This is a genomic window from uncultured Sphingomonas sp., assembly GCF_964235535.1.
In the GTDB taxonomy this organism is placed as follows: domain Bacteria; phylum Pseudomonadota; class Alphaproteobacteria; order Sphingomonadales; family Sphingomonadaceae; genus Sphingomonas.
Genome location: NZ_CAXSBH010000019.1, coordinates 1 through 12,160, shown reverse-complemented (window position 1 = coordinate 12,160; position 12,160 = coordinate 1). Strand labels below are relative to the sequence as shown.

The following is a 12,160-nucleotide window of genomic DNA, read 5'->3' as shown; positions in this document are numbered from 1 at the left end:
GTAAGTCGGTCCGATCAGAAGCGCAGATTCGTGGAAATTTGAATACGCCGCCCGATCTGGTCGACGAACGCCCCCTGCGCCAACCCGTTCGAGCCCGCATAATTCTTGTCGGTCAGGTTGATCACGGTCGCCTGCAGCCGGAACCGATCGTTCAGGTCCGCGCCGACCGTGAGGTCGAACAGGTTCACGCTATCGAAGCGGATGTCGGGGAAGTTCTCGATCGTGGACGGCGCGCCGTTGGTGAACAGCTTGGTCTTGGCGTCGAAATTATAGGTCAGCTGCGTGTAGAACGCCCCCTTCTCGTACCGGCCGGAAAGCTGAGCCTCCCACTGCGGCCGGGTGAAGGTCCCTGCCGTCTCGAGACCGTCGGTGAAGTTGCCTGCGGCCGACTCCTCGAAACGGATAAGGTGATAGCCGTTGCCCCGGATCGTGAATTGTCCAAGGTTCTGCGGCAGCTCGAACGAGTAGCGGCCGGAGATATTGACCGCCCGCAGCTTCACCGCCGACAGATTGATGAACCCCGACGCGAAGCCCGGCGCGACCTGGAAATCGGCCGCGTTGCGCGTGAAGAAGCCACAGGTGTTGGCGCCCGTCTGCGGCCCCGTGTCCGGGAACGTCGCGCTGTCATAGCAGAATTGCAGCGCCTGGGCGAGGTTGGTCGGCTGAATGATGTTCCGCAGGTTCAGGTTTATGTAGTCCGCCGACAGGCTGAAGCCCGGCGCGAAACGCGGCGCCAGCACCGCGCCCGCCGTCCAGCTCGTGCCCCGCTCCGGCGACAGGCCCGCGGCACCCGAAAAGCTGCCCGGAAGGGCGGCGGCGTTGGGTAGGAACGTCGCCAGGAATGCGTCCGCAGTAGTCGCGTCGGCGGCTATCCCCTGCGAGATCACGGCCGCGCGACAATTGGCGCGCCGCCGCTCGGCGCTCGCGCCGCCCGTGATCTGAGCGGGACCGCACGGATCGGTCGGCGCGGCGAAGGCGGGCTGGCCTCCCAGGAACAGCTCCACCACCGACGGCTGGCGGATAGACTTGGTATAGTTGCCGCGGATCGTGATGTCGGGGATCGGCCGGAAATTGCCCGCCAGCGAATAGATGGTCGCGGCGTCGCCCTTCGATTCCGGCCTGACGACCTGACCGGCCAGGTTGCGGAACGCGGCCGAGCTGCCGTCCTGCTTGGACACACGGACCGCCGGATTGAACTCCAGCTCGCCCAGGCCGAAATCACCCCCGAATATCGGAATGCGCGCCTCGCCGCCGACCTCGTACGCCTCGATCTGGCCGCGGGTCTGCGCCGAAGGAGCGGAGCGCCCGCGCCCGAGCTGGTTGAGGGCGTCGGTGCGGAAGTCGAGCTTCTCCTTGCGGTATTCGGCCGCCGCCGCGAACGATACCAAGCCGCCCGGCAGTTCGAACAGCCCGCCGCCGAACGTTCCTTGAAGGAAAATCTGCTCGCCGACGTTGGTGAACAGATTGTCCTGACGGACATACTGCTTCGACGCCTCCGACATCTGGTTGTAACCGAACGGGTTGAGCGGCGCGCACGCGTTGATCTGCGCCTGGGTGATCGTCGGGGTGAACAGCACCTCGGTCGGCAACCCGTCCGCGCCGGGCTGGCGCGTCAGGTTGGCGACGGTGCCGATCGGGGTGCGCCCGAGATACTGCGCCGGGAACAGCTGCGACCGGCAGACTATGTTGCCGTTTGCCACACCTGTTGTCGCCAGTCCCTGGTCGACCGCGTCGAGCGCCAACTGGTACTCAATGTCGTTGATCTGGGTGGTGCGCGTCTTCTGCTTAGCGCGGCCGTAGGTGGCCGACACCTCCGCGTTCCAACGCTGCCCCAACAAATTGAAGTTAGACCGGGCACCGCCGACGAAGCGGTAGGTTTCCGCATCGTTGCTGACAGGATTATCGCCGAAGATGTCCTGGTTCTGCCGGGTCACGACGAACGTGCCGCCGCGCGTCGCCGCGTTGATGCCGACCGCGTTCAGCGCCGTGCGGTCCGATGCGTCGAGAAACGGGTTGTCGACATTGACCACCAGTCCGGCGTTCTCCGCGCCCGTGGACAGGAAGTTCTGGCTGGGGCTGTTCTGGAGCGCTACCGATTTGGTGCGGGCGTACTGATTTTCCGTGAAGAACGTCACCTCGTCCGTCAGGTCGAACTTGCCCAAGAAGTTGCCGATATAGCGGTCCTGCTGAACGCGCAGCACGATGTTCTCGATCGAGCGGAGGAAGCCGCCGTCGGACCCCGGGGCTTGCGCGATCGTGGCCTGCGTGGTCGGCGTGATCGACGCGGCCGTGTAGGGCCGCACCTGGCCGCCCTCGGTGAACTCCAGCGGCACCGCGAGGAATGGGAGCACTTGGTTCAGCGGCACCTGCACGGTTCCGCCGCCCTGGTTCGAGCGGACGCTGACAGGGGTCGTGTCGGTATTGGCGACGCGTGGGACGCCGGGGATGAACGTGCCGATGAACGCGTTGACGTTTACGTTCGGATTAGCCGCGAAGAACTCGCGCGCGGTCGGACGGTTCGCCTGGAGGACGTTGATGGCGAGCGCGGTCGACTGCGCCGTGGTCGCGCCCGCTGGCGGCGTCACGCCGAACTGCGTGAAGACCTGCGCCGCCGTGACGCCCGCGGGCAGCGCGGTCGGCGCGAAGGTCGTGATCGGCAGGCCGGCAATCGGCGTGGCGCGGCCGTTCAACCCCGTGCCGCCGATCAGCGTCGATCCGGGGGCGCCCTGGACCAACTGGACGCCGGTGTTGAAGAAGAGCTGATTGGTGGGTCCGGTGACGGTGGTCGGCGTTCCCGCGAGCGTGTTGCCCGCGAAGTTTTGGCCGACCGCGCCTAGGCCGTTGCGGAACGCGATGAAGTTGCTCGTCGCGACCGCGCCGCCGATCGATTGCGTCAGGGGCGTGTAATAGGCGGGCGGAGCCGCGAGCGTGTTGAGAATGGTGCCGTTGAAGCTGAGCGTTTGGTTGACCAAACCTTCGCCCACGCTGGTCGCGGGCTGGCCGTCGTCGGTCGCGCGCAGGAACGCGCCGTTATTGGTGTTCTGGACGTCGATGATTGCCGAGCCGAATGCGGGGTTGCGGACGCCGCCGTTCAAGAAGTTTCCGTTGACCAGCGTCGACGCACGGCGCAGCCGGAAATCACGCGAGTCGGCCTGAAGCCCGTCATTGTGGTTGTACTCGAACGACAGGGTCACGTTGCCGCGATCGTCCATAAAGTTGCGTCCGGCCAGCGCGCGGAGTTGCTGCTGACCCGCGTCGCCCCGCGTCGTCACGCCCGCTAGGCCGCCGATCTCGAGACCCTCGAAATTGTCCTTCAGGATAAAGTTGATCACGCCCGCGATAGCGTCCGATCCGTACGCCGCCGCGCCGCCGACGGTCAGCACGTCCACGCGCTGGATCAGCGATGCCGGGATACCGTTCACGTCCACCTGGCTGCCGGTCGAATTGTCGGCCACAAACAATGACGCCGCATTGCCCGACACGAACCGGCGGTTGTTGACCAGCGTGAGCGTGCGCGATGTACCTAGGTCGAGAAGGTCCGCGAAGCCTGCGCCCAGGCTCGCAGCCTGCCCGCCGTTATTGCCGAGCGGGGACGCGCCAGGGCCGACCAGCGGGATGTCGTTCAGGATTTCAATCGCATTGGTGAAGCCGCGAGCGACGATCTGGGTAGAATCGACCTGGACACCCGGCAGCACGCCGTCGGTCTCGGGCCGCGGAATGCGCGATCCGGTGACGATCACCTCGTTGCCGCCGCGCTCCTCGCCGTCCGCGCTGACCTGCTGATCCTCCTCGGCGGTCGTAGTCTCCTGGGTGGCTTCGGTTCCGGTCGTCGGGTTGGAAACATTCGGCGCAGCCTGCGCCCAAACCGCCGGCGCCACGAACAGAGAACCGACCAACGCCGTCGCGCCCAGCAAGCGAGTGATGTTCATGTTTGTTTACGTCCCCACGGGACCGGACCCTGCGTCCGTTCATCCCAGTGAAAGAATGATGAACGGCACCGGGCGGGTTCGCACAAGCGTAAGGTGATGATTACAGGGCGTTTCGTAGTCGACTGTTGCGCACGGGTTACAGTTTCTTGACCATATGTTTCATATCGGGTCAGGCCGGTGTCCGCGGCGGCTCGGACGGTTCCCGCCCGCTCGTCCGTCCGGCCGGGGCGAATGTTGCAGCGCGGTAGCGTTCGGCCTACGCTCTGCCCGAACCTTGGGACCGCCGATCATGAAGAAGCAGAATGCCGGCGACGGGGTGGCCGTCGTCAAGAAATACGCGAACCGGCGGCTCTACAATACCGAGTCCTCATCCTACATCACGCTCGAGCACCTCGCCGTGATGACTCGCGAGGGGCGCGACTTCAAGGTCGTGGACGCGCGGACGGAAGAGGACATCACCCACAACATTCTCACCCAGATCATCATGGAGGAGGAGAGCCGGGGCGAGACGATGCTTCCGGTCGACTTCCTGCGCCAGCTGATCGCGATGTATGGCGGGTCGATGCACTCGGTCGTGCCGGGCTATCTGTCCGCCTCGCTCGACAGCCTGAAGCGTAACCAGGACCAGTTCCGCTCGGCGGTCGAGGGCGCGTGGGCCGGATCACCCTTCGCCGAGCTCGTCCAGCGCAACATGGCGATGTTCGAAGCGGCGACGTCGGCGTTCCAGCCCCCCGCCGCCCGTGTCTCGGCCCCCGGCGCGAAGGACCGCGAGATCGCCGCGCTCAAGGCCGAACTCGCCCGACTGCAGGCGAAGGTGGACGAGCTGACGGCATAACCAAACCCTCTACCGCTTTTGCGGGAGAGGGAAAGACGCGGCGCAGCCGCGGCGAGGGTGAGGGGCGGGCCTACCCGAGAGAGGCCCGCCCCTCACCCTGGCGCTCACGCGCCTGTCCCTCTCCCGCAAAAGCGGGAGAGGGTTGTCGTCAACGCGGCTTGACGAACTTCAGCGTCATGCGGTCGCTTTCGCCGATCGCGGCGTACTTCGCGCGGTCGACGTCCTTCAACCGGTAATTGGGCGGCAGCGTCCATACGCCTTCCGGATGGTCGTGCGTGTCGCGCGGGTTGGCGTTGACCGGCGACTCGCCCGCCAGCCGGAAACCCGCCGCGGTCGCCAGCCGCACCACCGTCGACCGTTTGAGGTAACCGCTCGATTTCTCCAGCGCGGTATCCTTGTCCTCGGGCAGGCGGTGGTCGACGATCCCGAGCGTGCCCCCGGGCTTGAGCGCCGCGAAGAAGGTCTTGAACGCATTGGCCGGCACCGCCGCATTGTCCTGCATCGTGAGGTTGTGGACGTTGCGGAAGGTCAGCACCACGTCGGCGGTGCCCGGGGCCATCGTCGTCGTGCCCGCGGCCATGTCGACCGTCTCGACGCGCGCCGCGCCGAACTGCGCCGCCTTGCCCGCCAGCATCGTGCGCGTGCGGTCGCCCTGCGACATCGGCACCAGCGCAACGTAGTTCCCCCGGCCCTTCACCATCGGCGCCAGGATCTCGGTGTACCATCCGCCGCCGGGGATGAACTCGACCACCGTGTCGGTCGGCTTCACCCCGAAAAAGGCGAGCGTCTCGGCCGGGTGCCGGTACCGGTCGCGCTCGCGGTTGGCCGGGGTGCGCGCGTCCGACGCGACGGCCGCGGCGATCGCGGCGTTGGGGCGGGTCGATTGGGCCACCGCGCCCCCGGTCACGGCGGCGGCGATGCAGGCGAGCGCGACGAAACGGGACATGGGCTTGGCCTCCTGAATAGTGTCGCGGAGCATGCCCCGGACCGCCCGAGCGCGCAACCACGGCCTCAATAGAACCGCTTGAGCGTCAGTGACCGCTCGACCCCCGCGCAGGTGCGTAAGGCAACGACCCGTCCCGGATCGCCGACCGTCCACCGCGCCTGCGGGCTCGCCGGATAGGCGGCGGTCACGGGAACGCTGTCGACCGCGCAGATCAGGTCGCCGTCCTTCCACCCGCTCGCGGCGGCCGGGCCGCTGCGCATCACATGCAGCACCCGCAAGCGGTCGGGCAGGATGCCGACCAGCAACCCGCTCGTGGAGCGCACCGGCCCTACGTCGACCGCGGGCCCGGGGCCGAACACCATCCGCCCCGCGCCCGGATCGAGCAGCACGCGCCGCCTGCCGAACAGCCCGCTCCCGATCCGCCCCGCCACCCCGACCTTGCCCGAAAAGCCGTCCGCCGGCTCGATCCTGACCTCGACGTTCCGGATCGTCAGCGCGCCCAGCCCGATCTCCGGCGCGATCGCGAGATCGTGGATCACCGGTCCCGCCAACCCGTAAGACAGCGCGCTGGTCGTCGGCAGCACCGCCAGGCTGACCGCCTGCCAGTGCGCGCGGGTGACGGTCACGGGCGATCCGTCGCCCGTATCGACGATCACCGGGCGGACGCGCCGCCCGCCCAGGCGAAGCTCGGTCTCGTACACCCGCCGCGTCGCCGACACGCGGAGCGGCGCGACCGCACCCCGGAACGGCAGCCGCCCGGATGGCAGCAGCCGGAATCGCCTCCCCGGATAGTCGATATCGAGTGCGTGGCGCGCCAGCAGGTCGCGGCCGACCAGCAGGTCGACGGGCGCGGCGCTTCCGGTCGCGAGCGCGGGCAGCGTCGCCACCACCAGCCCGCCGCCCGTGCGCGTCACCCCGCCCAGCTCCAGCACGGCGGTCGGGACCCAGCCGATCGGCACCGCCCCGCCGATCGTGCTCGCCTCGCCCCCGGCCCGCACGCGCTTGGGCTCGAGCCCCGCGAACCCGCGCGACAGCACGGAAAAGCTGACGCCCGTATCGAGGATCGCGGTGGCGGGCCGGCCGTCGACCGTCATGATGAAGCGGACCTGGTTGCCCGGCGTCAGATCGAACGGAACCCACCGCGCCTCCGCGTCCGGGGCGATCGCGAAGCGCCCGGGATCGCGGCTCGCGATCGGCACGGGCGGCTTGGGCCCGGGCGACTGCGCGGCGATCAGGAGCGCCGCGAGCGGGAGAAGCCGGTGCATGCGCCCGGCATGTCGGGCGCGGGTACTAGAGGCAAGCCTCCAGGAACGCCTGGTCGAACCCGAACTGCCGCGCCTTGTCGAGCGTGTAGGGCCGCAAGCCCATCGCGCGGTATTCGCCGATGATCTTGCCGTCGGCCGACTCCTCGAGATACTCGAACTTGAACAGCTCCTGCGTGACGATCACCGGGCCCTCCATGCCGATCACCTCCGTGATGTTGGTCACGCGCCGCGATCCGTCGCGCAGGCGCTTGACCTGGACGACGAGGTCGACCGAGTCCGCGATCTGGCGGCTGATCGCTTCCTTGGGCATCTTGATGTCGCCCATCATCACCATGTTCTCCATGCGGCCCAGGCACTCGCGCGGGGAGTTGGAGTGGAGCGTGCACATCGACCCGTCATGGCCCGTATTCATCGCGGCGAGCAGGTCGAAGCACTCCGACCCGCGGATTTCGCCCAGGATGATCCGGTCGGGCCGCATCCGCAGCGAGTTCTTGACGAGGTCGCGGATCGTGATCTCGCCCTGGCCCTCCAGGTTGGCGGGCCTGGTCTCGAGCGGCAGCCAGTGCGGCTGCTGGAGCCGGAGCTCGGCCGCGTCCTCGATCGTCAACACGCGCTCGCCCGGGTCGATCATCTTGGACAGGGCGTTCAGCATCGTCGTCTTGCCCGAGCCGGTGCCACCCGAGATGACGATGTTGAACCGGCTCGCCCCCGCGACCTTGAGCGCGGTCGCCATCTTCGGGCTCATCGATCCAAAGCCCGCCATCATGTCGAGCGTGATCGGCTTGGCCGAGAATTTACGGATGGAGATCGCGGTGCCGCGCAGGGACAGTGGCGGCACGATCACGTTGACGCGGGATCCGTCCTTCAGCCGCGCGTCGGCGAGCGGGGTGGTCTGGTCGACGCGTCGGCCGACCGAGTTGCATATCCGCTGCGCGATCTGGAACAGATGCTCCTCGTCGCGGAACTGGATGGGCGCAAGGATCAGCTTGCCCTTCTGCTCGATGTAGGTCTGTTCGGGTCCGTTCACCATGATGTCGGTGATGGTCGGGTCGGCCAGCAGCTCCTCGAGCGGCCCAAGCCCCAGCAGTTCGTCGACAAGCACCTTTTCCAGCGCGAACTGCTCGCGCCGGTTGAGCGTCAGCTTCAGCTCGGCCAAGACCTCGCCGATGATCGGCCGGAACTCCTCGGCCAGCTCGTCCTTGCCCAGCGTCGCCGCCGCTTCCGGGTCCACGCGCTCCAGCAGCCGGGGAAGGACCTGTTCCTTGATCTTGTGGATGGAGGCCTCGAACCCCTCCATCTTGCTGTTGCCCGCATCGCCGCTGGCGTTCTGGCGGTCGGCCAGCCGCTGCATCGCGTCGCCTTGCAGCCCGGACAGGCCGCCCGCCTCCGCCTCGATTCCGCCGGGCAGCCCGACGGTGTCCAGCGGCGGGAACTGGTCGCCGCCGTCCGCCTCGGGACGCGGGGAGGGGCCGCCGCCCTGCATCGGCTTAGCGACCCCGAAGGCGGTGCGGGACGCTTGTCCCCCGGTCATTCCGCCGCGACGCCCGAACGCACTCATGTCAGCTTGGTCCCCTCGATCGTCGGGACGGGGTAGGGCGCAAGGCTTTACATCCGCCTAACCAAGCCTGGCTGGCGCTCGCACGGCTTTCGACTGATCAGCCCCGTTCGCGTTCGATGAGCGCCTGCTTGCGCTCGACGCCCCAGGCGTATCCGCCCGCGCCGCCGCCGGTGCGCAGCACCCGGTGGCACGGGACGACCACCGCCAGCGGGTTGGCCCCGCACGCCGATCCCGCCGCGCGCACCGCTCGGCGGTTGCCGGCCGCCGCCGCCAGCTCGGCGTAGCTGCGCGTCTCGCCGGGCGGGATCGCCTTCAGCGCGGCCCACACCGCCTCTTGGAACGCGGTGCCGCGCACGTCGATCGGCAGTTCGTCCGCGCCGCCCGCTGTCGGCCGCTCGACCAGCTCGATCACCCGCGCGGCCAGCCCGGCCAGCTCCGCCCCGCCGGGCGCGATCGCCGCCTGCGGATATCGCCGGGCGAGCGCGTCCGGCGTCTCCTCGAACGCCACGCGGCACAGGCCCCGCTCGGTCGCGGCGACCAGCAGCGGCCCCAGGCTCGTGCCGACCACCACCCATCCGATGGACGTGCCCGCGCCGCCCGCCCGCGCCCGCGCCGGCGTCATGCCCAGCCGGGGTGCGGCCTGCGCGTAGAAGCCGCTCGGCCCCGAATAGCCCGCCTCGTAGATCGCCTCCGTCACGCTTCCCTCCCGGTTCAGCGCCGCCGTCGCGCGTTCCGCCCGCAAGCCTCTGGCATAGGCGGCGGGGCTGACCCCCAGCGCCCGCGTGAACAGGCGCTGGAAATGGTGCGGCGCATAGCCCACCCGCTCCGCCAGCACCGCGAGCGGCGTCGGCTCGGTCGCCTCCCCGAGCAGTTCCACCGCGCGCGCCACCGCCTCCGCATCGCGTGCGCCGTCGTCTGGCCGGCACCGCAGGCACGCGCGATACCCCGCCGCCCGCGCCGCCGGGCCGTCGCCGAGCATCTCGACATTCTCTCGCTTGGGTCGCCGTGCGGGGCAGGAGGGCTTGCAATAGATGCGCGTGGTCCTGACCGCGACGACGAAGCGCCCATCGGCGGATCGGTCGCGCGCGTCGAAGGCGGCCCATGCGGCGTCGAGGTCGATCGGATGCGTCATGCGGACGTTCTGCCGCATCCCGTTCGCCGGCGCATCCCGCGCCTTGCGATCAAAGCGCGCAGTTCGACATCGTCGGATGGAGCTCGTTCAGTAGTGCAAGCGACATTGGATAATTTCCAGGCTCTGTGTCTTGCCGGTGCCCGAAACGCGATAGATCAACCGGTGCTCGGCGGTGATCCGGCGCGACCAATAACCCTTCAGTTCGTGCCGAAGCGGCTCGGGCTTGCCTGTACCTGCGAAGGGTGTCTTCAGGCATTCGCGGATGAGCACGTTGATCCTGACCGCAATCTTGGCATCCTCACCTTGCCAAGCGACATAGTCTAGCCAGGCCGGCTCGTCCCACGTCAGCTTCACGGATCGATCAGGTCGTGCTCGACGCCCTCACCCGCGTCCATTCGCGCTATGGCTTCGCGAAGCGCGCGGGCGTTGGCGGGCGAGGACATAAGATACTCCGTCTCCTCCTTCGCCGACCAATCTTCCAGCGAGACCATCACCACTGGCTTGCCGTTCTGGCGCGCGATCACGACGGGAGCGTGATCCTCGACGACGCGGTCCATCACGGCCTTAAGATTCGCCCGCGTGTCAGAGTAGGTAAGTACATCCATAAGCCTAAACTGCACAACTACCGGTACAATGTCAATCCACTTGGTATGCGAGCGTTCATGGCCGGCGGCCATATCGACGTTGCACAAGCCGTACGGGATCTGGATAACACGCGAGATCAGCGGGTGGGACAGCGTCCACCGCCCGCATTGTTGCAACATCCGACCCCTCATGCTAGCCGCTCGCCAACTCGTGCCGAGGCGTCTTCGTGCGCCCTGTCCGCACGGGATCAACCGGCTGATCATACAGGGAATTGGATCGCGTGGAGGCATCCGGCGGTAACATCAGCGGCGGTAATGTGGGCGGCGACATTCAGGCGAGCCTCGCCGGCCGCTACGCCGTCGCGCTGTTCGAGCTCGCGCGAGACGCCAAGGCGATCGACATTGCGGAGCGAAGCCTGCTTCGCGTCCGCGACGCCGTGGCGCAGTCGGACGACTTCCGCCGCCTGACGACCAGCCCCGTCATCTCGCGCGCGCAGGCCGGGCGCGCGGTCAAGGCCGCGGCCGAACCGCTGGGCGTCGATGCGACGACCGCGAACTTCTTGGGCGTCCTCGCCGCGAATCGCCGCTTGGCCGAGCTCCCCAAGATCGTACGCGCGTTCCGTACGCTCGCCTCGCGCCACCGCGGCGAGACGAACGCGGAGGTCACCTCCGCTCACCCGCTGACCGACGATCAGGTGACCGAGCTCAAGCAGCAGCTCCGCCTGCGTCTGGGCCGCGAGGTCTCGGTCGATCTCGCCGTCAATCCCGAACTGCTCGGCGGCCTAGTCGTCCGCATCGGCAGCCAAATGATCGACAGCTCGATCCGCACCCGTCTGAATACCCTCGCCAACCAAATGAAAGGCTGACGGCGCTTTCGCCGTCGGAAAGGCTAGACCATGGATATCCGCGCCGCCGAGATCTCGGCGATCATCAAGGCCCAGATCGCCGATTTCGGTTCGGAGGCTCAAGTCTCCGAGACCGGGCAGGTGCTGTCGGTGGGCGACGGCATCGCGCGCATCTACGGCCTCGACAACGTCCAGGCGGGCGAGATGGTCGAGTTCCCGGGCGGCGTGCAGGGCATGGCGCTCAATCTCGAGGCCGATAACGTCGGCTGCGTGATCTTCGGGTCGGACGCGCAGATCAAGGAAGGCGATGTCGTCCGCCGCACCGGCACGATCGTCGATGTTCCCGTCGGTCGCGGGCTGCTCGGCCGCGTCGTGGACGGCCTCGGCAATCCGCTCGACGGCAAGGGGCCGATCGTGTCGGACCAGCGCAGCCGCGTCGAGGTGAAGGCGCCCGGCATCATCCCGCGCCAGTCGGTCTCCGAGCCGATGCAGTCGGGCCTGAAAGCCATCGACGCGCTCGTTCCCGTCGGCCGGGGTCAGCGCGAGCTGATCATCGGCGACCGCCAGACGGGCAAGTCCGCCGTCGCGATCGACGCCTTCATCAACCAGCGCGCCGTGAACGCCGGAACCGACGAGTCCAAGAAGCTTTACTGCGTCTATGTCGCGGTCGGGCAGAAGCGCTCGACGGTCGCCCAGCTCGTCCGCACGCTGGAGGAGAACGGGGCGATGGAATATTCCATCATCGTCGCCGCTACCGCGTCCGATCCCGCGCCGCTCCAGTTCCTTGCCCCCTACACCGGTTGCGCGATGGGCGAGTATTTCCGCGACAACGGCATGCACGCCCTCATCGTGTATGACGACCTGTCGAAGCAGGCGGTCGCCTATCGCCAGATGTCGCTGTTGCTGCGCCGGCCGCCGGGCCGCGAGGCCTATCCCGGCGACGTGTTCTACCTCCATTCGCGCCTGCTCGAGCGCGCGGCCAAGATGTCGGACGTGAACGGGGGCGGCTCCCTGACCGCGCTGCCGATCATCGAGACGCAGGCGGGCGACGTGTCGGCCTACATCC

At 67.9% G+C, this 12,160-nt stretch carries 10 protein-coding genes; 3 read left to right on the top strand and 7 right to left on the bottom strand.

Features of this window, described 5'->3' with window-relative positions; translation table 11 throughout:
- Positions 1 to 14: 14 nt before the first annotated feature.
- Positions 15 to 3,929 carry a TonB-dependent receptor domain-containing protein gene (locus ACFE7F_RS07870; protein ID WP_375403301.1) on the bottom strand — a complete coding sequence of 1,305 codons (3,915 nt, stop codon included), beginning with the start codon at positions 3,927 to 3,929 and terminating at the stop codon, positions 15 to 17.
- Positions 3,930 to 4,218: 289 nt separating this feature from the next.
- On the opposite strand from ACFE7F_RS07870, the gene phaR reads away from it, so the two are divergent.
- Positions 4,219 to 4,764, top strand: coding sequence for a polyhydroxyalkanoate synthesis repressor PhaR (gene phaR, locus ACFE7F_RS07865; protein WP_375403300.1), 546 nt, complete (start codon positions 4,219 to 4,221; stop codon positions 4,762 to 4,764).
- 148 nt (positions 4,765 to 4,912) lie between these two features.
- Here phaR and ACFE7F_RS07860 read toward each other — a convergent pair whose 3' ends face one another.
- The 6 genes from ACFE7F_RS07860 to ACFE7F_RS07835 all read right to left on the bottom strand — a co-directional run bounded on the left by ACFE7F_RS07860 (position 4,913) and on the right by ACFE7F_RS07835 (position 10,270).
- Complete coding sequence (locus ACFE7F_RS07860; protein ID WP_375403299.1) at positions 4,913 to 5,710, bottom strand: class I SAM-dependent methyltransferase; 798 nt, start codon at positions 5,708 to 5,710, stop codon at positions 4,913 to 4,915.
- A 65-nt stretch (positions 5,711 to 5,775) separates the two neighbouring features.
- A complete protein-coding gene (locus ACFE7F_RS07855; protein ID WP_375403298.1) occupies positions 5,776 to 6,975 on the bottom strand; it encodes an aspartyl protease family protein in 1,200 nt (399 codons plus the stop codon).
- A gap of 25 nt (positions 6,976 to 7,000) precedes the next feature.
- Positions 7,001 to 8,533: a CpaF family protein gene (locus tag ACFE7F_RS07850; RefSeq protein ID WP_375403297.1), complete on the bottom strand. Its 1,533-nt coding sequence runs from the start codon at positions 8,531 to 8,533 to the stop codon at positions 7,001 to 7,003.
- 97 nt (positions 8,534 to 8,630) lie between these two features.
- On the bottom strand, positions 8,631 to 9,665 hold the full coding sequence (locus ACFE7F_RS07845) for a bifunctional transcriptional activator/DNA repair enzyme AdaA (protein ID WP_375403296.1): 1,035 nt from the start codon (positions 9,663 to 9,665) through the stop codon (positions 8,631 to 8,633).
- A gap of 87 nt (positions 9,666 to 9,752) precedes the next feature.
- A complete protein-coding gene (locus tag ACFE7F_RS07840) occupies positions 9,753 to 10,019 on the bottom strand; it encodes a Txe/YoeB family addiction module toxin (RefSeq protein ID WP_375403295.1) in 267 nt (88 codons plus the stop codon).
- Complete coding sequence (locus ACFE7F_RS07835; RefSeq protein WP_375403294.1) at positions 10,016 to 10,270, bottom strand: type II toxin-antitoxin system Phd/YefM family antitoxin; 255 nt, start codon at positions 10,268 to 10,270, stop codon at positions 10,016 to 10,018. Before ACFE7F_RS07835 ends, ACFE7F_RS07840 begins: the two co-directional genes overlap by 4 nt.
- A gap of 260 nt (positions 10,271 to 10,530) precedes the next feature.
- Here ACFE7F_RS07835 and ACFE7F_RS07830 point away from each other — a divergent pair, with 260 nt between their 5' ends.
- Together ACFE7F_RS07830 and atpA are read left to right on the top strand one after the other, a co-directional pair.
- Positions 10,531 to 11,115, top strand: a complete 585-nt coding sequence (locus ACFE7F_RS07830; RefSeq protein WP_375403293.1) for a F0F1 ATP synthase subunit delta — start codon at positions 10,531 to 10,533, stop codon at positions 11,113 to 11,115.
- Positions 11,116 to 11,145: 30 nt separating this feature from the next.
- The coding region (atpA, locus tag ACFE7F_RS07825; protein WP_375403292.1) for a F0F1 ATP synthase subunit alpha at positions 11,146 to 12,160 on the top strand (1,015 nt) is incomplete at its 3' end.

Excerpts from the sequence above, each read along its gene's own strand:
- ACFE7F_RS07850 (WP_375403297.1), bottom strand. The coding sequence starts at position 8,533 with ATGAGTGCGTTCGGGCGTCGCGGCGGAATGACCGGGGGACAAGCGTCC.
- ACFE7F_RS07835 (WP_375403294.1), bottom strand. The coding sequence starts at position 10,270 with ATGGATGTACTTACCTACTCTGACACGCGGGCGAATCTTAAGGCCGTG.
- ACFE7F_RS07855 (WP_375403298.1), bottom strand. The coding sequence starts at position 6,975 with ATGCACCGGCTTCTCCCGCTCGCGGCGCTCCTGATCGCCGCGCAGTCG.
- ACFE7F_RS07845 (WP_375403296.1), bottom strand. The coding sequence starts at position 9,665 with ATGACGCATCCGATCGACCTCGACGCCGCATGGGCCGCCTTCGACGCG.
- ACFE7F_RS07870 (WP_375403301.1), bottom strand. The coding sequence starts at position 3,929 with ATGAACATCACTCGCTTGCTGGGCGCGACGGCGTTGGTCGGTTCTCTG.
- phaR (WP_375403300.1), top strand. The coding sequence starts at position 4,219 with ATGAAGAAGCAGAATGCCGGCGACGGGGTGGCCGTCGTCAAGAAATAC.
- ACFE7F_RS07860 (WP_375403299.1), bottom strand. The coding sequence starts at position 5,710 with ATGTCCCGTTTCGTCGCGCTCGCCTGCATCGCCGCCGCCGTGACCGGG.